A 21,515-nucleotide genomic window follows, 5' to 3' on the forward strand; every position below is an offset into this window, starting at 1 on the left:
GTCAGGTCCGCAGCCAGACCGCCGTGTCCTGCGGAAGCAGCCCGTCCTCGTCCAGGGCGGAACTGCTCAGCAGGAGGCTCGTGTGCGCCGGCGGCGCGACCGGCTCCGGCGACAGGTTGGCCACGCACACCAGCCCGTCGGGCCGGGTGAAGGCCAGCACCCCGGGCGGCGCGGGCAGCCACTCCAGCGATCCCCCGCCGAAGCCGCCGGCGGCGCGGCGCAGGCCGAGGGCCGTCCGGTAGAGGGTGAGCATCGAGTCCGGGTCTCCGTCCTGGCGGTCCGCGGCGTACGCCGGCCAGTCGGCGGGCTGGGGCAGCCAGGGGTCGTTCCAGGGCTCGGCGGTCCACGGCAGCGGAACCCGGCAGCCGTCCCGGCCCGGATCGGTGCCGCCGGAGCGGAAGTGCATGGGGTCCTGGATGCGGCCGAGCGGTATCTCGGCTTCCGGCAGCCCGAGTTCCTCGCCCTGGTAGACGTACACGGCTCCGGGCAGGGCCAGGGTCAGCAGCGCGGCGGCGCGCGCCCGGCGGGCGCCGAGTGCCAGGTCGGTCGGGGTACCGAAGGCCTTGGCGGCGAAGTCGAAGCCGGTGTCGGCGCGCCCGTAGCGGGTGACCGTACGGGTCACGTCGTGGTTGCACAGCACCCAGGTGGCCGGGGCGCCGACAAAGGCGTGCTCGGCGAGGGTCTCCTCGATGGAGGTCCGCAGCCGGTCCGCGTCCCAGGGGCAGCTGAGGAAGGAGAAGTTGAAGGCGGTGTGCAGCTCGTCGGGGCGCAGGTAGCGGGCGAAGCGCTCGGAGTCCGGGAGCCAGACCTCGCCGACGAAGATGGCCCCGTACTCGTCCGCGATGGCGCGCCAGGAACGGTAGATGGTGTGCAGGTCGTCCCGGTCGATGTACGGGTGGACCTCGCCGGGCCAGGGTTCGGGCGAGCGGCCGGCCAGGTCGGGCAGGGCCGGGTCCTTGGCGAGCAGGGCCGCGGAGTCGATCCGTACGCCGGACACTCCGCGCTCGAACCAGAACCGCAGGACTTCCTCGTGCTCCCGGCGGACGGCGGGGTGGTCCCAGTTGAGGTCGGGCTGCTGCGGGGTGAACAGGTGCAGGTACCACTCCCCGTCCGGTACCCGTGTCCAGGTGGCGGCGCCGTTGAACTGCGAGGGCCAGTCGCCGGGCGGCAGTTCGCCGTGCTCGCCGCGGCCGGGGCGGAAGTGGAAGAGCTCGCGCTCCGGGCTGCCGGGGCCGGCGGCGAGGGCCGCCCTGAACCAGGCGTGCTGGTCGGACACGTGGTTCGGGACGATGTCGACAATGGTGCGGATGCCCAGTTCGCGGGCCTCGGATATGAGCTTCTCCGCTTCGGCGAGGGTGCCGAAGGCGGGGTCGATGGCGCGGTAGTCGGCGACGTCGTAGCCGCCGTCGGCGAGCGGGGAGAGGTACCAGGGGGTGAACCAGAGCGCGTCCACGCCCAGTTCGGAGAGATAGGGGAGGCGGGCCCGGACGCCCGCGAGGTCACCGGTGCCGTCCCCGTCGCCGTCGGCGAAGCTCCGTACGTACACCTGGTAGATGGCGGCCGAGCGCCACCAGTCGGCGGCGTTTTCGGGCAGGGGAAAGTCAGCCACGGAGGGGTCCTCTCACAGGGGGCGGCCGGGCACGGCGGCGGTGCGGGGTGCTGCTCACCCCTTGAGGGAGCCTGCCGTCAGGCCGCTCATGATGTTGCGCTGGAAGATCAGGAAGATGACGAGGGTGGGCGCCGAGGCCATCGCGAGCGCGGCGACGAGATGGTTCTCGGGGACTCCCCTGGCCAGTGAGTAGATGCCGACGTTGAGCGTCTGCAGGGCCGGGTCGGGGAGGGTGAGCATCGGCCAGAGGAAGTCCTTCCAGACCCCGACGACGGCGAAGATGGACACGACGCCGAGGACGGGCCGGGACATCGGCAGGACCACGGAGCGCAGGGTGCGCAGGGCGGAGGCTCCGTCGATGGCGGCGGCGTCGAGGATCTCTCCGGGGATGGAGTCGAAGAATCGTTTCAGCAGGAAGATGTTGAAGGCGTTCGTGACGGAGGGCAGCCAGATCACCCAGGGCGTGTTGAGCAGGTTCCGCTGGATGATCGGCATGTCCAGGACCGTGAGGTACTGCGGTACGACGAGGACGGTGGCCGGGATCATCAGCGTCGCGAGCATCATCCCGAGAACGGCCTTGCCGAGGACGGGCCGGAGCTTGGACAGCGAGTACGCGGCGGCCACGTCGAGGACGAGCTGGAAGGCCAGGGCCCCGAAGGCGTAGTAGAGGGTGTTGAACAGCAGCTTGGCGAGGTCCATGACCTTCCAGGCGGCCGCGTAGTTGTCGGGGTGCAGGGAGTCGGGGACCAGGGTCGGCGGGACCTGGGTGAACTCCTGGGTGCTCTTGAGGCCGTTGGCCACCATCCAGTAGAGGGGCCCGAGGAAGACGACCGTGAAGCCGACGACGACCACGGCCAGGGCGCTCCAGTAGAGGACCTTGCCCCGGGTGCGGCCGAGTTGGGCCGGCGATATCAGCGTGCGCTCTGCCATGTGAGGTGCTCCCGTCAGTTCTCGTTGTCGCTGCTCAGCCGGACGTACACGGCGGAGAAGCCGGCGAGCAGGACGAGCAGGCACAGGCCCAGGGCCGCGGCGCCGCCGTACTGGTTGAAGCTGAAGGCGTACTGGTAGATGAGGACGACGACGGTGGTGGTCGACCCCTCGGGGCCGGCGCCGCCGGTCAGCATGAAGGGTTCGACGAACACCTGCATCGTCGCGATGATCTGCATGAGCAGCATCAGCGAGAGGATGAGCCTGGTCTGCGGGATCGTGACGTGCCAGATCTTGCGCAGTACGCCGGCCCCGTCGAGCTCGGCCGCTTCGTAGAGCTCGCCGGGCACCCCCTGGAGGGCGGCCAGGTAGATCAGGGTCGCTCCGCCCATGTTCATCCACGTGGAAGCGATGACGACGGACAGCATCGCGGTGTCGGTGGACTGCAGCCAGTCCTGCGCCGGCAGGTGCAGGAATTCCAGGATCTTGTTGAAGACGCCGTAGCCGGGATCGTAGAAGTACTTGAAGAGCAGGATCGAGGCCACCGGCGGCATCATCACCGGCAGGTAGACCAGCAGGCGCAGATAGCCCTGCGCGTGCCGGAATTCGTTGAGCACGATCGAGACGACGAACGGCACGACGAAGCCGAGGAGCAGGGCGAGCCCCGTGAAGAGCAGGGTGTTGCGCCAGGCCTGCCAGAAGGCCGGATCGTTGAACACGTAGCGGAAGTTGTCCCAGCCGACCCAGCGGACGGTGCCGCCCTCGGTCTTCTGGAAGGCCAGCAGGAACTCCCGGACCATCGGGTACCAGGAGAAGAAGGAGAAGCAGAGGACGGCGCCGATCAGAAAGCCGTGGGCCGAGAGGTTCCGCTTGAGCGTCCGGACGAATTCCTCGCGGGAGGTACCGGACAGGGTGGGAGCCGACATCGCCGCTCGCTCCTTGGTGGGTCGTCGCCATCGATATGCGGGGGTACGGGGCTCACGGCCCGGGGGCGGGTCCGGGCCGGGGAGGCCGCCCGGACCTCCCCCGGCCGGTCCGCTACTGGTTGGCCAGCACCTGGTTGACGGCCTTCTCGGCCTCCGCGAGCAGCTGCGCCGCGTCGGCGTCCTTGTTCGTCAGGACGCCCGACATCACCTTGTCGAGGACCTTGTAGACCTCCTGGGCCTTCAGCGGCTCGGCCTTGCCGGGCACCGGGTTGTCCAGGAAGGGCTTGAAGTTGGCGACCGGCATGGTGGCGCTGGCGGCCTTCAGCTCGTCGTCCTTGGCCTTGCTGGCGCCGGTGAAGAAGGCGGGCTGCGGAAGTCCGACCGGCAGGCCGTCGGCCTTGCTGCGGTCGTACTGGAACTGGCCCTTGCCGACCGAGAGCGTCTTGAAGTTCAGCCAGGCGACGGCGGCCTTGATCTTGTCGGGCGAGCTGCCCTTCTTGATCATGTAGCCGTTGCCGCCGGCCAGCGTCGCGGCGCCGCCGGGGATCGGTCCCATGCCGAAGTTCTCGTACTTGGCGGAGAGCTGCTGGACCATGTACGTGATGTCGTCGGGCGCGGCGAGGAACATGCCGAGCTTGTCCGAGGCCATCTGCTTCTGCAGGTCGCCCCACTTGAGCAGCTGGGTCTTGCCCATGCTGTCGTCCTCCCAGCGCATGGCGTGGAGGTTGTCGACGACCTGCTTGCCGGTCGGGTTGTTGAAGGCCGCCTTGCCGTCGGCGCCGACGACGTCGCCGCCCATGCCGTACATCGCGGCGGTGAAGTGCCAGCCACCGGTGTTCTCCACGCTGTACTCGCCGTAGCCGGCCGTGCCGTTGCCGAGCGCCGCGATCTTCTTCGCGGCCGCCCGGACCTCGTCCCAGGTACGCGGCGGCTGGTCGGGGTTGAGGCCCGCCTGCTGGAAGAGCTTGCGGTTGACCAGCAGGCCCATCGTGTAGTTGCTGGTGGGCAGGGCGTAGAGCTTGCCGTCGTTCTTGAGGGTGTTGATGACGTTCTTGTCGATGTCGCCGAAGCCCGGGACCGTCTTGGCCGTGACGTAGGCCGAGATGTCCTCGGCGCCGTCGTTGTCCAGCACCTGCTTGAGGTCGGTGAAGTAGGAGTAGAAGACGTCCGGCTGCGACTTGGCCTTGAGCATCGCCGTGAAGCGCGGGGGCTCCAGGCACTGGCCGGGGGTGGAGCGGCCTTCGATCGTGACGTTCGGGTAGGTCTTGTTGAACTCCGCCACGTCCTCCTTCCACTGCTTGAGCTCGGCGGCCTTCGCCGCGGGCGGCATGCAGTCGATGGAGAGGGTGACCTTGGTCTTCGGGTCGAGCGGTGCGGTGGCGTCCGCGGAACCGCCGGACGGCTGGTTCTTGGTGTCGTCTCCCCCGCTGCTCGTACCGCAGGCCGCGAGGGCGGTGACGGCGAGCGCCGAGACGAGGGCGGCCGCGGTGGTGCGGCGGATGTTGGTTCTCATCGGTGGTCCCCTTCGAGCATCAAGCAGGAGGCGTGGGGCGAGTGTGGGGGCGAGCGCGGCACACTCAACCACCACCACCAGATGAACGCAATATCTCGCGCAGATTTCGCAAGAGTTTGGCAGTGAGCTGCCGGACAGGTCGGACACGGAACGCAAAACAGGGCCCTGCAACGTCGGTGAGACGTTGCGGGGCCCTGTGGTTCGAGGGGCGGAGCGGAGCGGGGCGCTACGCGGGCCGGGGGCGCGGGACCTGCGCCGTGGAGCCTCGCACCACGAGTTCCGGCTCGAAGAGCAGCTCACCGGGCTGTACGGCGGCCCCCTGGATCTGCGCGGTGAGCAGCTCCACGGCGGCCCGGCCCATGGCCTCGATGGGCTGGCGGACGGTGGTCAGCGGGGGTTCGGTGCAGTTCATGAACGCCGAGTCGTCGTACCCGACGACGGAGACCTCCCCCGGTACGTCCAGCCCCCGGCGGCGGGCCGCCCGGATGGCCCCGAGGGCCAGCGGGTCGCTCGCGCAGATGATGCCCGTCACCCCGCGGTCCAGCAGTCGCGAGGTGGCCGCGTGGCCGCCCTCCAGGGAGAACAATGCCCGTTCCACGTGCTCGGCGGGCAGCTCCGTACCGGCCGCCGCGGCGACCGCCTGGGCGGCCACGAGCTTGCGCAGCGAGGGGATGTGGTCGGGCGGGCCCAGTACCAGGCCGATGCGCTCGTGGCCGAGCGAGGCCAGGTGGCGCCAGGCCTGTTCGACCGCGACGGCGTCGTCGCAGGACACGCAGGGGAAGCCCAGGTCCTCTATCGAGGCGTTGATGAGCACCACCGGGACCTTGCGGTCGTGCAGCAGCCGGTAGTGCTCGTGCGGGGCGTCGGCCTGCGCGAACAGTCCGCCGGCGAAGACGACGCCGGACACCTGCTGCTGGAGCAGGAGCTCGACGTAGTCCGCCTCGGACACCCCGCCGGTGGTCTGCGTGCAGAGCACCGGGGTCAGCCCCTGCTGGGCCAGCGCGCCGCCGATGACCTCGGCGAAGGCCGGGAAGATCGGGTTCTGGAGTTCCGGCAGGACCAGGCCGACCAGCCGGGCGCGCTCGCCGCGCAGCTGGGTGGGGCGCTCGTAGCCGAGGACGTCGAGGGCCGTGAGCACGGACTGGCGGGTCGCGTCCGAGACGCCCGGCTTGCCGTTGAGCACCCGGCTGACCGTTGCCTCGCTGACCCCCACCTTCTTCGCTACTTGAGCAAGTCGTCGCGTCATGAGCGCAAGAGTAGCGCAAACAATGCAAGTTCCTTGCAGTTCGATTACGGCCAGTTTGGCCCATCCGGATCCGGCGCGGAACCCCCTGCGCCGAGGCGGCTCCGCGATCACGCCGAGCAGCGGCGGGGCACCCCGCAGGGCCGCCCCGCCGCTCTCTCGCCGGCCGCCCGCTACGGCAGCTGGTTGATCTTGAACGTCGAGGTCGTGTTCCGTACGTCCACGGCGTTGTCGCTCATCCGCAGGTTCTGGATGGTGACCTCACCCACCGCCGGTCCCTGTCCCGCCTCGGGCATCTCGTTCGCCCAGAGACCGAACCCGGATTTGGCGTCGAAGGCGTCGCCGCTCTTCTTCGCCCCGGTGATGGTGATGTCCTTCAGGACGGTGTCCTTGATGGGATTGACCGGCTGTCCTCCGATGTACTGGGTCTGGAACATGATTCCGCTGTACGTCGGGTCGATGATGTCGACGTTGTTGATCCGGATTCCCTGGAACACCTTGGAAGCCGAGAAGATCCAGATTCCGGGGAAGGTCTGCGCTCCCCAGAAGTGGCCGCCCGACCGGACGATCGAGATGTTCTCGAAGGTCGTCGGATCGGTCCCGAATCCGTTCATCGGATACCCGAAGTCCAGCGAGCTGATCGTGATGCCCGAGTAGACGAGGGTGTCGGCGATGTAGACGTTGCGGAAGGTGTTGTTGAAGCCGCCGTAGACGGCCACACCCGCCGCACGCCAGGTCAGGATCGTGGTCAGGTTCTCGTAGACGTTGTTCTTCATGTCCGCGCCGCCCGCGTCGATCGCGGAGAACAGCGCGAAACTGTCGTCACCCGTGGAGCGCGCCTCGTTGTTGGCCACGAGGTTGTCCGTGCTGCCGTTGGTCATGTTGATGCCGTCGGCGAAGGTGTCGCGGATGCGCGAGTTCTTGATGGTGATCCGGTCGGTGTTGGCGCCCCAGTAGAGGCACACCGTGTGCTCGTCCCAGATGTTGTCGATGGTCATGTCGGTGACGTTGGAGAAGTCGAAGACCTTGCCCGGACCGTCGATGCGCGAGGTGTAGTTGCCGAAGTGCGCGAAGCCCGAGAAGGACGAGCCCTTCGCGGTGCCCTCCGCGCGCCAGCCGGTATCGGTGTTGTCCTGCGAGGACGGGGCGTGGAAGCGGGTGAACCACGGTCCGGCGCCGACGACCTGCACGGCCTTGCCGTACACCTGGAACTTGCTCGCCGTCTCGTAGTCGCCGGGCGGCAGGTAGACGCCGACGAGCTTGCCCGTGGTGTCCATGCGGACCTTGTCCAGGGCGTTCTGCACGTCCTGGTGGGTGAAGCCGGTGGGCACGGCGTAGGTGGCCGGGTCGGGGTTGGGGATCACCGTGGCCTGCTCCAGGCTCACGAAGTCGATCGCGTAGGTCGAGGTGTTCGCCGCGTCCTTCTGGAGGCGGATCTTGCTGCCCTGCGGGACGGTCTCGCCGAGCAGGATGTTCGCCTCGTCGTAGATGTGCCGCGGGGCGCCCGCGCCCGGCGAGTTGCCGGGGCCGGCCTCGGCCCCGTAGAGCCAGGAGTACTTGGAGGTCAGCGGCAGGGCCTTCTTCAGGACGCCGTTGACGTAGACGTTGATGGTGGAGTCGATCCCGCCGCCGCCCGGGGCGTCCGGGATGGAGAAACGGGTGACCAGGGTGTTGGTGGCGGCCCGGGTGGTGAATTCGACGTACTCGCCCGTCGCGTCGAGGTTCACGGCCTTGCGGCCCGAGGCCTCGCCGGCGATGTCGCCGATGGTGCGGTTGGGGCCGACGACATTGGCCCCGCCGCCGACCACGCCGTCCTCGGCCTCGTACGTGTCGAAGGGCATGTTCGCCCCGCGGCCGACGAAGAAGGGCTTGGTGGAGGTGTTGTTGCCGCGCTTGACCGGCAGTTCGTTGGCGTCGTCGGCGAGGACCACCTTGACGGTGTACTTGCCGTTGGCCGCCGTCCAGTTGCCCAGCGCGATCGGTGCCGTGGAGGCGCCGGCCGCGAGCGCGCCGCCGAAGGAGCCCGTCAGCGTGCGGACGGTGGCGCCGCCCGCGTCCTGAAGGGTGAGGGTGACGTTGTGCGTGCCCGCGGCGGCCGCCACGGTGCCCTGGTTCTTGACGGTGACGGAGAAGTCCACCTGCTGGCCGGCGGATGGGGCGCCCGGCGACCAGGCGACGGCCGAGGCCACCAGGTCCGAGCTGTCGACGGGCCGGACCACGAGCGGGGAACCGGTGAACCCGTTGTTCGTCTCGTTCTGCTCGATGACCGCGTTCGCCTCGTCGACGACCGCGCTCAGCGGGTACGTGCCCGCGTCGCGCGGGCCGATGCCGGCCGTGACGGCCGCCGTGGCGCCCGCGGCCAGGGCCGGCACGTTGGCGGTGGCGACCTTGGAGCCGCCGAGCTGGAAGGAGACGGCGCTCGCGGCCGCCGCGGCCGGGCCGCTGTTCTTGACGGTGGCGGACAGGGTGACGGAGTCCGACTCCACGGGGGCGGCCGGAGCGGCGCTCAGGGCCGTGACCTGGAGGTCCGGGTTGGGCGCCGGAACGCCCACGACCTGGAACTCGGCGATCTGGCCGTTGGAGGCGCCGGTGTTCGACGTGAAGCGCAGCTGCACGTCCGCGACGCGGGCGTTCACCGGGATGGTGACGGTGTTCGAGCCGGAGGCCGGGTTGAACACGTAGTCCTTGGCGGCGACCAGGCCGGTGACGCCCGGGGCGCTCTGCTCGCGGCCGAGGACCTGGATGTTCTGGGTACGGGTGCCCCAGCTGCTGTCCGGGTTGAGCTTGAGGACCAGGCGGTCCACGTCGGCGTTGGCGCCGAGCGCCACGGTCAGGGTGCTCGGGTAGGCGCCGCCGGCACCCTCCCAGTAGGTGCTGGTGCTGTTGTCGTTGGCGTTCTCCGCGACGAAGGTGTGGATCACGGAGGAGGCGGTGATGGGCTTGCCGACGGCCAGGTTGGATCCGCCGCCCCCGCTGCCGTTGCGCGTCACGGAGTTGCTGTCGCCGGAGCGGTTGCCCGCCGCGTCCTTGGCCCGGACGAAGTAGCTCACGGTGGCGGTGGCCGGCTGGGTGTCGGTGTAGGTGGTGACGTCGCCCGCGACCGTGGTGACGGGCACGTTGTTGGCGAACACCTCGTAGCCGGTGACGCCGACGTTGTCGGTGGAGGCCTGCCAGGTCAGCCTGATCTGGCCGGACGCCGGCTCGGTGAGGGCCAGGGCGCCCGGGACGGTCGGGGCCTGGGTGTCACCGGTTTCCCCGGCACGGGTCACGCTGTTGCTGTTCGCCGACTGGTTGCCGGCCGCGTCCTTGGCACGGACGTAGTACGTCACGCTCGCGGAGGCCGGCTGGGTGTCGGTGTAGGTGGTGACGTTGCCGGCGACGCTGGTGCGCAGCTGGTTGTTGGCGTAGACGTCGTAGCCGGTGACACCGGTGTTGTCGGTGGAGGCGTTCCAGGTGAGCTTGATCTGGCCGGTGGCGGGTTCGCTGTAGGAGAGCGCGGCCGGAGCGGTCGGCGCCTGGGTGTCACCGGTCGTCGGTCCGTAGATCTCCAGCTCGGAGAGCTGCCCGCCGGGCTGTACGGAGTTCTGCGATATCCATACGCGCAGGTAGCGGGTGGTGGTGGCGTCGAAGGTGATGGTCACCGCGTTGGCGCCGGCCGGGTTGAACTCGTAGGCCTTGGAGGCGGTCAGGTCGGTGTAGTCCGTGCCGTTGGCACTGCCCTGGATCTTGAGGGTCTGGGTGCGGGCACCCCAGTTCTCGGGCAGCTTGAGGACCACCCGGTCCACGCGCACCGAGGAGCCCAGGTCGGCCTGGAGCCACTGCGGCATGGCGTTGTTGACGCTCTCCCAGTAGCTGGCCGTGTTGCCGTCATTGGCGTTGCCCGCCACGTAGACCTGGGTGTTGCTGCTCGCGGTCAGGGTCTTGCCGAGCGCCAGGTTGCTCCCGGACTCACCGGGCGCGTGGACCTCCAGCTCGGAGAGCTGGGCCGCCTGCCAGCCGGTGTTGGCGGTGATGTCGATGCGCACGTACCGGGTCTGGGTGGCCGGGAAGCCGATGGTGACCACGTTCCCGGCGCCCTGGCCGAAGGTGTACGTCGCCGAGCTCACCAGGGTGCTGTAGCTGGTGCCGTCGGCGCTGCCCTGGACGGACAGGGTCTGGTTCCGGCTCTCCCACGCTGCGGGGAGCTTGAGCACGACCTGGTCGATCCGGGTGGTGGCTCCGAGGTCGGTCTGCACCCACTGGGGGAAGGTGCTCCCGGCGCTCTCCCAGTACGAGGACTGGTTGCCGTCGGTGACGTTGGCGGCCGTGTAGGCGCCGTTGGTGCTGCTCGCGGTGGCGGGCCGGCCCGCCGAGACGCTCGGTCCGCCGGCGGCCACGGCGGTGAGAGCGGGCCAGCCCAGCATCAGCAGGGCGGTGCTGATCAAGGCGGCCAGGGCCCGCCATCTCCAGTTGTGCCTTCTCATATGTCCTCGTCCCTCGACATGAACTTTCTGAACCACAGGAGAAAGGAATTTGCGGTGTGCGGTGCGAGAGTTGCAGAGCATTGCCGAGTCGTCTACATCTCTGACAGCACTTTCATGCCGTCATCGCTTGCGCAAGCTGGGCGCAAATAACGCAAGTCATTTGCGTAGAAGAGGGAAATTCCGCTTGAGCCCGATTCGGCCTACCGTTCGTACACATGCGGTCCTTGCGGTTCCCCCACATGAGCTCCCGGCGCCTCGGGCTGCCCAGGCGGGCCGTCTCCCAGATCCTGCTGACCCAGCTGGCCATCGCGGCCGGGGTGCTGGTCCTGGCCACCGGTCTGTTCCTGGCCCCGCTGAGCGCGCAGCTCGACGACCAGGCCATGCGCCGCGCCCTGGCCATCGCCCAGAGCACGGCTGCCGACCCTGCGGTGGCCGCCGGGCTCCTCGTCTCGGGTCCTTCGGCCGACGGCCCGGTGCAGGCCTCCGCCGAGCGGATCCGCCGGGCCACGGGCGCCGAGTACGTGGTCGTCATGGACACGGCCGGAATCCGCCGCTCGCACCCGAGCCCCGACCGGATCGGCCGGCCCGTCTCCACCGACCCCGGCGACGTCCTGGCGGGCCGCGAGGTCATGGAGATCGACGAGGGCACCCTCGGACGCTCCGCCCGGGGCAAGGTCCCGCTGCTCGCCGCCGACGGCGAGATCGTCGGCGCCGTCTCGGTCGGCATCGCCTACGACAGCGTCCAGGCCCGCCTGCTCGGAGCCATCCCGGGCCTGCTCGCCTACGCGGGCGGCGCCCTGGCGGCCGGGGCCCTCGCCGCCTACCTCCTCTCCCGCCGGATCCAGCGCCAGACCCGGGACCTGGCCTTCTCCGATATCGCGGGCCTGCTCGCCGAGCGCGAGGCGATGCTGCACTCCATCCGGGAAGGCGTGATCGCCCTCGACCGGGAGGGCCGCGTCCGGCTGGTCAACGACGAGGCCGCCCGGCTGCTGGGCCTCGCGCCCGACTCCGCCGACGCGGTCGCCGGACGCGCACTGGACGACGTACTGGGCGCGGGCCGCACCACCGACGTCCTGACCGGCCGCGTCACCGGCCACGACCTGCTCACCGTCCAGGGCCCACGGGTCCTGGTCGCCAACCGGATGCCCACCGATGACGGCGGAGCCGTGGCCACCCTGCGCGACCGCACCGAGCTCGAACACCTGGGCCGCGAGCTCGACTCCACCAAGGGCCTGATCGACGCCCTGCGGGCACAGGACCACGAGCACGCCAACCGCCTCCACACCCTCCTCGGCCTGCTCGAACTGGGTCTGTACGAGGAGGCGGTGGAGTTCGTGACGGAGGTCGTCGGCGTGCACCGCAGCACCGCCGAACAGGTCACCGAGAAGATCCACGACCCGCTGCTCGCCGCGCTGCTGGTCGGCAAGGCCACCGTCGCCGCCGAGCGCGGCGTCCCGCTCCGCCTGGCCGACCGGGCCCTGCTGCCCGACCGCCTCGTGGACCCGGGCGGGCTGGTCACCATCGTCGGCAACCTGGTCGACAACGCGCTGGACGCGGCGGTGGGCTCGCTCGCGCCGCTGGTCGAGGTCGACATCCGGGCGCAGGGGCGCACGGCGGTCCTGCTGGTCCGCGACAGCGGCCCCGGCGTCCCGGCGGCACGCCGCGAGGAGATCTTCACCGAGGGCTGGTCGACCAAGCAGCCCCGGGCCCACCGTGAGCGCGGGCTCGGTCTCGCGCTGGTGCGGCGCCTGGCGGAGCGGCAGGGCGGCACCGTCCGGGCCGGCGAGGCAGCGGACGGAGGGGCGGAATTCTCCGTCGTGCTCCCGGAGGCCCTGCGATGAACGAGACCCCGAGCAGGATCTCCGGCGTGCACGGAGACCACAGCGGCCACCGCGAGTACAGCGGCTACCGCGAATTCGACGTATTGGTCGTCGACGACGACATGCGTGTTGCCCGGATCAACGCGGCCTACGTGGCGAAGGTTCCCGGCTTCCGCGTGTCGGCCCGGGCCCATTCGGCGGCGGAGGCCCTGGCGCTCCTCGACTCCCGGCCGGTGGACCTGATCCTCCTCGACCACTACCTGCCGGACGAGAACGGCCTGGACCTGGTCCGGCGCCTGCGCGAACGGGGCCACCACACCGACGTCATCATGGTGACGGCCGCCCGCGACCTGGCCACCGTCCAGGCCGCGATGCGCCTGGGCGCCCTCCAGTACCTGGTCAAACCCTTCACCTTCGCCGGCCTGCGCACCCGCCTCGAGGCGTACGCGGCCCTGCGCCGCACCCTGGACACGGGCGGCGAGGCCGAACAGGCGGAGGTGGACCGGATCTTCGGCACCCTCGCCGCGGCGGGCGGCACCGAGGACCTGCCCAAGGGCCACTCCCCCACCACCGCCGAGCTGGTCCGCCAGGTCCTGCGCACCGCCGAGGGCCCGCTCTCCACCCAGCAGATCGCCGACCGTGCGGGCATCAGCCGCCAGACCGCCCAGCGCTACCTCAAGCTCCTCGACCGCTCCGGCCGCGTCACCCTGGCCCTGCGCTACGGCGAGACGGGCCGCCCGGAACACCGCTACGCCTGGCAGCCCCCGGCGACGGGATGACGCCCCGCGGGTGCCCTCACGCGGATGCCCTCACGCCGGCTCCCTCACCCGGGCGACCCCACCCGGCCGTCAGACCGCCCCGGCCCCCGTCAGGGAGCGGACCTCCGTCTCCGCGTGCCGCCGCTCGTCCGGTTCCTCCGCGGAGGTGACCGTGCCCAGCCAGCCCGCCAGGAAGCCCAGCGGGATCGAGACGAGGCCCGGGTTCTGCAGCGGGAAGTACTGGAAGTCCACGCCCGGGAACAGGGATTCGGGGCTGCCGGAGACCACCGGCGAGAGCACCACCAGCAGCACCGCCGGGACCAGCCCCCCGTACACCGACCAGACGGCGCCCCGCGTGGTGAAGCCGCGCCAGAACAGGGTGTACAGCAGCACCGGCAGGTTCGCCGAGGCCGCCACCGCGAAGGCCAGCCCCACCAGGAAGGCCACGTTGAGGTCCTGCGCGAGCAGCCCCAGCGCGATCGCCACCGCCCCGATCCCGACGGCGGCGACCCTGGCCACCGCCACCTCGCTGCGCTGGCGGGCGTGGCGGCGCTTCAGCGAGGCGTACAGGTCGTGCGCGACGGAGGCCGAAGACGCCAGGGTGATCCCGGCGACCACGGCGAGGATGGTCGCGAAGGCGATGGCGGCCACGAAGGCGAACAGCACGGCGCCGCCGGTGGACTCGGCCCCGCCGCCCAGGAACGCCGCGAGCAGCGGAACCGCCGTGTTCCCCGAGGCGTTGGAGGCCCTGACCTGCTCCGGTCCGAGCAGCGCCGCCGCCCCGAAGCCGAGCACGATGGTCATCAGGTAGAAGCCGCCGATCAGCGCGATCGCCCACACCACCGACCGGCGGGCCGCCCGCGCCGTCGGCACCGTGTAGAAGCGCGACAGGATGTGCGGCAGCCCGGCCGTACCGAGGACCAGGGCGAGCCCGAGGCTCATGAAGTCGAAGCGGGCCGTCCAGTCGCCGCCGTACTTGAGCCCGGGGCTCAGGAAGCGGTTCCCGTGCCCGCTGCGCTCGGCGGCGCTGCTGAGCAGCTGGTCGAAGTTCCCGTGGAAGCGCAGCAGCACCAGCAAGGTCAGCGTGATCGCCCCGCCCATCAGCAGGACGGCCTTGACGATCTGGATCCAGGTGGTGGCCCGCATGCCGCCGAAGGACACGTAGATCACCATGAGCGCGCCGACCCCGATCACGGTCAGCGTCCGTGCGGTCCGGCCCGAATCGGCGAGCAGCAGGCCGACGAGGCTGCCCGCGCCGACCATCTGCGCGACGAGGTACAGCACCGAGACGACGACCGAGGAGGTCCCCGCGGCGATCCGCACCGGACGCTCGCTCATCCGGGCGGCGACCACGTCGGCGAGGGTGAAACGGCCGCAGTTGCGGACGAGTTCCGCGACGAGGAACAGCACCACCAGCCAGGCGACGAGGAAGCCCACCGAGTACAGGAGGCCGTCGTAGCCGAAGAGCGCGATCAGGCCGGAGATGCCGAGGAAGGAGGCGGCGGACATGTAGTCGCCCGCGATGGCGAAACCGTTCTCCAGCGGGGAGAAGAGCCGGCCGCCCGCGTAGAACTCCTCGGCCGATCCGTGCCGGTTGCGGCTCACCCAGGTGGTGATGCCCAGCGTGACGGCGATGAAGACGCTGAACAGGAGCAGCGCCAGGGTCTGGTGCTCCGTGGTCACCGGCCCGCCCCCCGCGCCCGCGTGCGTTCCTGATCGCGTTCCTGCTCGAAGACCGTCCAGCGCAGGTCCAGGGCCGCGCGGTCGCGCCGCAGCCGCGCGTGCCGGGCGTAGGCCCAGGTCAGCAGGAAGGTGCTGAGGAACTGCCCGAGACCGGCCAGCAGGGCCACGTTGACGGACCCCGCCACGGGCCGGGCCATCACGCCCGGCGCCGCGGTGGCCGCGATCACGTAGGCGACGTACCAGAGGAAGAACCCGGCGGTCGCGGGGACGACGAACCTTCGGTAGCGGCTGCGCACCTCCTGGAAGGCGGCGCTGCGCTGCACTTCGAGGTAGATGTCGGATGCTCCGGGCGTGTGCGGACCGCCGGGGGACGACCGAGGCGGTGACGTTTCCGCACCCTCGCCGGCCGATCCGCCGGAACCCTCGCCTACGCCGGTACCCGCGCCCTCGCCCCATCCGACGGCCAGCGCGTCGTACCAGGGGTCGTCCAGCCGGATCGTTCCGGCATCACGACCTTCGTGCTTGTCCACCGAACTCTCCTTGTCACGCCGCCGCATTGGCCGCGTGCCCACAAGGATGTGCGGGAGGGAGGTTTCCGGACTGGTGTACCGGTGCTCTTCACTCCATCAGGTGATGGAGTGAAGAGCACCGGTGTGCCAGGCGCCCGGAGGTGCCACCGGGGGCACCGGGGGTTCCGACCGGGATCAGGCGTCGATCCGGGAGCGGTCCAGAGTGGCGGCGGAGCTGGTGATGAACTCCTTGCGCGGGGCCACCTCGTTGCCCATGAGCAGGTCGAAGACCGTCTCGGCCGAATCCAGGTCGCCGATGTTGATCCGGCGCAGGGTGCGGAAGCGGGGGTCCATGGTGGTCTCCGCCAGCTGGTCCGCGTCCATCTCGCCGAGACCCTTGTAGCGCTGGATCGAGTCCTTGTAGCGGATGTTCTTGCGCTGGTACTCGAGCAGGGTCTGGCGCAGCTCGTTGTCCGAGTACGTGTAGACGTACTTGTCCTGGCCCTTCTTCGGCTGGACGAGCTCGATCCGGTGCAGCGGCGGCACGGCGGCGAAGACCCGGCCCGCCTCGACCATCGGGCGCATGTAGCGCTGGAAGAGCGTGAGCAGCAGGCAGCGGATGTGCGCGCCGTCCACATCGGCGTCCACGAGCAGGACGATCTTCCCGTACCGGGCGGCGTCGATGTCGAAGGTCCGGCCCGAGCCGGCTCCTATGACCTGGATGATCGCCCCGCACTCGGCGTTCTTGAGCATGTCCGAGACCGACGACTTCTGGACATTGAGGATCTTGCCGCGGATGGGCAGGAGCGCCTGGAACTCCGAGTTGCGGGCGAGCTTGGCGGTGCCGAGCGCCGAGTCCCCCTCGACGATGAAGAGCTCGCTGCGCTCCACGTCGTCGCTGCGGCAGTCGGCCAGCTTGGCGGGCAGCGAGGAGGACTCCAGCGCGGTCTTGCGGCGCTGCGCCTCCTTGTGCTGGCGAGCCGCGATGCGGGTCCGGGCGGCCGCGACGATCTTCTCCATCACGGCGCGGGCCTGCTGCTTGTCGTCCCGCTTGGTGGAGGTCAGGAAGGCCTTGAGCTCCTTGGCGACGACGGCCGCGACGATCCGGGTGGCCGCCGAGGTGCCGAGCACCTCCTTGGTCTGGCCCTCGAACTGCGGCTCGGCGAGGCGGACGGTGACGACGGCCGTCATGCCCTCCATCGCGTCGTCCTTGACCACGTCGTCCTCGGCCACGCGCAGCAGCTTCGCGGAGCGCAGCACCTCGTTCACGGTCTTGGTGACCGAGCGCTCGAAGCCGGAGATGTGGGTGCCGCCCTTGGGGGTGGCGATGATGTTCACGAAGGACTTGACGTTGGTCTCGTACCCCGTGCCCCAGCGCAGGGCGATGTCCACGCCGAGCTCGCGGGTGACCTCGGTGGGGGTCATGTGGCCGCGGTCGTCGAGGACCGGGACGGTCTCCTTGAAGGTGCCCGTGCCGGTCAGGCGCAGGACGTCGCAGGCGGCCTTGTCCTGGGCGAGGTACTCGCAGAACTCGCTGATCCCCCCGTCGAAGCGGAAGGTCTCCTCGGTCTTGCCGGCCCCTTCCAGGGCGCGCTCGTCGCGGACGACGATGGTCAGGCCGGGGACGAGGAAGGCCGTCTGGCGGGCGCGCTGGTAGAGCGTGTCCAGCGTGAGCTTGGCGTCCTTGAGGAAGATCTGCCGGTCGGCCCAGTAGCGGATGCGGGTGCCGGTCTTGCCCTTGGTGATCCGCTTGCCCTTGCGCAGGCCGTTGGCGGGGTCGAAGGGGCTGTCCGGGCCCTGCTCGGTGAACATGCCGGGGACGCCGCGGCGGAAGCTGATGGTGTGCGTGGCGCTGCCCCGGTCGACCTCGACGTCGAGGCGGGCGGAGAGGGCGTTGACCACGGAGGCGCCGACGCCGTGCAGGCCGCCGGAGGCCGCGTACGAGCCACCGCCGAACTTGCCGCCGGCGTGCAGCTTGGTCATGACGACCTCCACGCCGGAGAGGCCGGTCTTCGGCTCGACGTCCACGGGGATGCCGCGGCCGTTGTCCCGGACCTCCACGGAGGCGTCCTCGTGGAGGATCACCTCGATGTGGTCGCAGTACCCGCCCAGGGCCTCGTCGACGGAATTGTCGATGATCTCCCAGAGGCAGTGCATGAGGCCACGGCTGTCGGTGGACCCGATATACATGCCGGGGCGCTTGCGGACGGCCTCGAGGCCCTCGAGGACGAGCAGGTGCCGCGCGGTGTAGTTGGAGCCGTCCCGGTCTGCTCCGGTCAGCAGTGCGCTGGGCACGGACGTGTCGGCGGTCACGCAGTTCGCTCCTCGCTGAATTTCTTTTCTGGCCCGGTCGGGCACAGTGGTGGCTCGGCTGCCGCTGGAAGGGTACCGAGGCCTGGTAGAGCCGATGCAACGCCACCCCAGGCCCTTCGTCAGCCTAGTCCAGATGCGCACGGGTGTTCGATCCTCCGCGCGAGTGAAGCAAACATCACGTTCCCTTCCACGCATGAACCATTTAGTGTTCGGGCACGTCCTCATGAACAACCGGCACTCAGCCGGAGAGGGCAGAACTGCGACAAGCGAACGACCTGACAACGCGAAACCGTAAAGCAACGCAATACGGCTCCTTCGCCGCCAACCGGCAGCAGCCGGCCAGCTTCGGAAGGAAGTTTCGAGGAAAAGCCGCGAGCGGGAACGTTTTCGGCCTGGTTGGATGTTGACCCTGGTACGACAGCTCGTCGAGCTAGAGAAGAGGCGACGTGACTACTGTTCTGACACCCGCGACCCCGCTGACGGCCGCTGACCGATGCGACCGTTGCGGCGCCCAGGCATATCTGCGCGTCGTCCTGCTGAGCGGCGGTGAACTGCTCTTCTGCGCCCACCACGGACGCAAGTTCGAGCCGGAACTCAAGAAGATCGCCGCGGAAATACAGGATGAGACCGAGCGGCTCACGTCCGCTCCGGCGGCCAGTGCCGCCGAACCCGAGGACCGCTGACACTAGGCCTGCACCTCGCATCCGACGAGCCAGGACCGGCCAGGCCGGTCGACGGGCGGTACCTCTGCGACCCAGAGGCACCGCCCGTCCTCATGTCCGGACCCGGCCGGTCCCGGCTGTCAGCGCTTCGGCGCGGGCCGGGCTCCCGACAGAAGGCCCCGTCCGGGCCCCTGGGCGGGGCGTGCGCCGATCCCCAGCTCCGCGCGGGCATCTGGACGTCCCCGCCCGCCCTGACCCGTCTCCGGGCCGGTGGTGGGCTCGGCGACGAAACCGAGCAGCGGCGCGATCCGCGTGTAGACCCCCGGGCTGTCGGCCCGGCCGCAGCCGCGCCCCCAGGAGACCAGCCCGATGAGGCGGCCCTGGGCCACCAGTGGCCCGCCGCTGTCCCCCTGGCAGGCGTCCTTGCCGCCCTCGCGGTCACCCGCGCACACCATGGAGTCGGACCGGTACTGCCCGTCGGCGTCCCCGGGGTAGGCCCGCCCGCAGACCTCGTCCGCCAGCACGGTCACCCTGGCGGCCCGCAGGGCGTACGCGTAGTCGCCGAAGCCGCTCGTGTCGCCCCAGCCGTATACGGCCGCGTCCGTCCCCGCCCCGTACGCCGGATCCCCGGGGCCGGCCATCGGCAGCACGTACTGCGCCGGCACGGCCTCGTCCAGGTCCAGTACGGCCAGGTCGCCGGCGTTGCTGCCCGGGTCGTAGCCGGGGTTCACCCGGGCGGAACGCACCGCGATCTCCCGCCCCTCGGTGGCGCGCAGCTCCGTACGCCCGGTGATCACCCGGAAGTCGCGGACGGAGTCGACCGGGCCGCCGAGCACCTGGCGCGCCAGGCAGTGCGCCGCGGTCAGGACCTTGGTCGGGGCGACGAGGACGCCCCCGCAGAACTGACCGCCCCGCGTACCTCCGAACCGGTCACGGCTGGCGAGGGCCACGACCCACGGGGCATCGGCCACCTTCACCGGCTTTCCGCCGATCACCACGCTGTCCGCCGCGGCTCGCGGCGCCTGGCTCAGCGGCGCCGCCGCCGCTCCCGCCACTATGGTCAGCGCTCCCGCCAGGACACGGGCAAAGGGACGACGCATGAGGCCTCCTGACTCCGAGTGTTCACGACTCCACCCAGAGTGGGACGCCCGGTGGCCGTGCGCACCCGCGCGGCCACCGGCGGCGACCTGCGCGGAACGCGCCCGCCGGCCGCCGTCGTGCGGGTCAGTCGAGGTAGTCGCGCAGCACCTGGGACCGGGAGGGGTGACGGAGCTTCGACATGGTCTTCGACTCGATCTGGCGGATGCGCTCACGGGTGACCCCGTAGACCTTGCCGATCTCGTCGAGGGTCTTGGGCTGGCCGTCCGTGAGGCCGAAGCGCATCGAGACCACGCCCGCCTCGCGCTCGCTCAGCGTGTCGAGCACCGAGTGGAGCTGCTCCTGCAGCAGCGTGAAGCTGACGGCGTCGGCCGGGACGACCGCCTCGGAGTCCTCGATGAGGTCGCCGAACTCGCTGTCGCCGTCCTCGCCGAGCGGGGTGTGCAGGGAGATGGGCTCGCGGCCGTACTTCTGGACCTCGATGACCTTCTCGGGGGTCATGTCGAGTTCCTTGGCCAGCTCCTCCGGGGTGGGCTCGCGGCCCAGGTCCTGGAGCATCTGGCGCTGGACGCGGGCCAGCTTGTTGATCACTTCGACCATGTGCACCGGGATGCGGATGGTGCGGGCCTGGTCGGCCATGGCGCGGGTGATCGCCTGCCTGATCCACCACGTGGCGTACGTGGAGAACTTGTAGCCCTTGGTGTAGTCGAACTTCTCCACCGCACGGATCAGACCCAGGTTGCCCTCCTGGATCAGGTCCAGGAAGAGCATGCCGCGGCCGGTGTAGCGCTTGGCGAGGGAGACCACGAGGCGGAGGTTGGCCTCCAGCAGGTGGTTCTTGGCGCGGCGGCCGTCCTCGGCGATGATCTCCAGCTCGCGCTTGAGCTTGGGCGCCAGCTTGTCGGAGTTGGCGAGCTTGTCCTCAGCGAAGAGTCCGGCCTCGATGCGCTTGGCGAGCTCCACCTCCTGCTCGGCGTTGAGGAGGGGGACCTTGCCGATCTGCTTGAGGTAGTCCTTGACGGGGTCGGCGGTCGCGCCGGCCACGGCGACCTGCTGGGCCGGGGCGTCGTCCTCGTCGTCCGAGATGACGAAGCCCTTGCTCTCGGCGCCGTCCTCTTCCTCCTCGGCATCGGCCTTGGCCGCGCCGGGACCCTCTTCGGCCGTCTCCTCGCCGTCGTCGTCGGCGTCCTTCTTGGCGGCGGTCTTCTTCGCCGCCGTCTTCTTGGCCGCGGTCTTCTTGGCGGGCGCGGCCTTCTTCGCCGCCGTCTTCTTCGCCGCCGTCTTCTTGGCGGCGGGTTCGGTCGCGGTCCCCTCCGCGAGGGCGTCACCGGATCCGGGGGCTTCGAGGGCCTGGTCCTCGGCCTCCGGGGCCGCCACGGCCGCGGCCGGCGCGGCGGCCGTCTTCGCGGCCGCCTTCTTGGCAACGGGCTCGGTGGCCGTCCGCTTGACGGGGCTCTTCGCTGCGACGCTCTTGCGGGTGGTGCGCTTGGGCGACTCCGCGGCACTGACCATCAGCGTCACACCCTCTTCCTCGAGGATCTGGTTGAGGCTGCGCAGAACATTCTTCCACTGGGTCGCAGGAATCTGGTCAGCCTCGAAGGCCCGACGCACGTCATCGCCGGCGATCTGCCCCTCGGCCTTGCCCCGCTCGATGAGCGCCATCACAGACTCGGAATCGGCGATCTCCGGCGGGAGCGTACGGGATGTGCTGGCCGACACGAACAACCTCTCGGAACGATGGAAACGGCTTCCGACCCCGGGCCTGGTGGTGCTGGACCGGAGCCGACGACCACCGACTGGGGATGGGCCGGGGGCGCGGGCAGGGGCCGGGGAGCTGCACAGCACCCGCAAGGGCTGCTGTCTTCCCTCCGTCGGCCATCACCTCTTAGGTCATCGCGTGACCTCGCTGAGCGTTACGCCCAATCTTCGTGGCCCGAGTCACACCCCGTTTGATGCCATGCCGGTCATACCGTGATTTGTGTGCGTCCGGT

14 protein-coding genes are annotated in these 21,515 nt (G+C 70.1%); 3 read left to right on the forward strand and 11 right to left on the reverse strand.

The genetic code is table 11. From position 1 onward, the window contains the following. Position 1: 1 nt before the first annotated feature. From ACWGDE_RS00515 to ACWGDE_RS00540, 6 genes are all read right to left on the reverse strand, one after another. A complete protein-coding gene (locus ACWGDE_RS00515) occupies positions 2-1,609 on the reverse strand; it encodes a glycoside hydrolase family 13 protein (protein ID WP_453386731.1) in 1,608 nt (535 codons plus the stop codon). A 54-nt stretch (positions 1,610-1,663) separates the two neighbouring features. Next, entirely contained in the window at positions 1,664-2,539 is an 876-nt protein-coding gene (locus ACWGDE_RS00520) for a carbohydrate ABC transporter permease (RefSeq protein WP_453386732.1), read from the reverse strand. A 14-nt stretch (positions 2,540-2,553) separates the two neighbouring features. Continuing rightward, the gene (locus ACWGDE_RS00525; protein ID WP_453386733.1) at positions 2,554-3,462 is read right to left on the reverse strand and encodes a carbohydrate ABC transporter permease; all 909 of its coding nucleotides are present in this window, start codon (positions 3,460-3,462) and stop codon (positions 2,554-2,556) included. A 112-nt stretch (positions 3,463-3,574) separates the two neighbouring features. Next, complete coding sequence (locus ACWGDE_RS00530) at positions 3,575-4,975, reverse strand: ABC transporter substrate-binding protein (RefSeq protein WP_453386734.1); 1,401 nt, start codon at positions 4,973-4,975, stop codon at positions 3,575-3,577. Positions 4,976-5,201: 226 nt separating this feature from the next. Further along, positions 5,202-6,221: a LacI family DNA-binding transcriptional regulator gene (locus ACWGDE_RS00535; protein ID WP_453386735.1), complete on the reverse strand. Its 1,020-nt coding sequence runs from the start codon at positions 6,219-6,221 to the stop codon at positions 5,202-5,204. Positions 6,222-6,391: 170 nt separating this feature from the next. After that, complete coding sequence (locus ACWGDE_RS00540) at positions 6,392-10,681, reverse strand: discoidin domain-containing protein (RefSeq protein WP_453386736.1); 4,290 nt, start codon at positions 10,679-10,681, stop codon at positions 6,392-6,394. A 239-nt stretch (positions 10,682-10,920) separates the two neighbouring features. Between ACWGDE_RS00540 and ACWGDE_RS00545 the strand changes: the two genes are divergently transcribed. Further along, a complete protein-coding gene (locus ACWGDE_RS00545) occupies positions 10,921-12,522 on the forward strand; it encodes an ATP-binding protein (RefSeq protein WP_453386737.1) in 1,602 nt (533 codons plus the stop codon). 101 nt (positions 12,523-12,623) lie between these two features. Continuing rightward, the gene (locus ACWGDE_RS00550; RefSeq protein WP_453386785.1) at positions 12,624-13,280 is read left to right on the forward strand and encodes a DUF7342 family protein; all 657 of its coding nucleotides are present in this window, start codon (positions 12,624-12,626) and stop codon (positions 13,278-13,280) included. A 69-nt stretch (positions 13,281-13,349) separates the two neighbouring features. Here ACWGDE_RS00550 and ACWGDE_RS00555 read toward each other — a convergent pair whose 3' ends face one another. The 3 genes from ACWGDE_RS00555 to ACWGDE_RS00565 form a co-directional block, all read right to left on the reverse strand. Further along, the gene (locus ACWGDE_RS00555) at positions 13,350-14,942 is read right to left on the reverse strand and encodes a solute symporter family protein (protein WP_453386738.1); all 1,593 of its coding nucleotides are present in this window, start codon (positions 14,940-14,942) and stop codon (positions 13,350-13,352) included. Then, positions 14,939-15,472, reverse strand: coding sequence for a DUF485 domain-containing protein (locus tag ACWGDE_RS00560; RefSeq protein WP_453386739.1), 534 nt, complete (start codon positions 15,470-15,472; stop codon positions 14,939-14,941). The genes ACWGDE_RS00555 and ACWGDE_RS00560 overlap by 4 nt, the downstream gene beginning before the upstream one ends. Before the next feature lie 174 nt (positions 15,473-15,646). Further along, the gene (locus ACWGDE_RS00565; RefSeq protein ID WP_453386740.1) at positions 15,647-17,764 is read right to left on the reverse strand and encodes a DNA gyrase/topoisomerase IV subunit B; all 2,118 of its coding nucleotides are present in this window, start codon (positions 17,762-17,764) and stop codon (positions 15,647-15,649) included. 446 nt (positions 17,765-18,210) lie between these two features. On the opposite strand from ACWGDE_RS00565, the gene ACWGDE_RS00570 reads away from it, so the two are divergent. Further along, on the forward strand, positions 18,211-18,447 hold the full coding sequence (locus tag ACWGDE_RS00570; RefSeq protein WP_112449103.1) for a DUF7455 domain-containing protein: 237 nt from the start codon (positions 18,211-18,213) through the stop codon (positions 18,445-18,447). Positions 18,448-18,566: 119 nt separating this feature from the next. Here ACWGDE_RS00570 and ACWGDE_RS00575 read toward each other — a convergent pair whose 3' ends face one another. Beyond that, positions 18,567-19,526 carry a S1 family peptidase gene (locus ACWGDE_RS00575; protein ID WP_453386741.1) on the reverse strand — a complete coding sequence of 320 codons (960 nt, stop codon included), beginning with the start codon at positions 19,524-19,526 and terminating at the stop codon, positions 18,567-18,569. A 124-nt stretch (positions 19,527-19,650) separates the two neighbouring features. Then, positions 19,651-21,243, reverse strand: coding sequence for an RNA polymerase sigma factor (locus ACWGDE_RS00580; RefSeq protein WP_453386742.1), 1,593 nt, complete (start codon positions 21,241-21,243; stop codon positions 19,651-19,653). Positions 21,244-21,515: the final 272 nt, after the last annotated feature.

This window comes from Streptomyces sp. NPDC054956 (assembly GCF_053609185.1).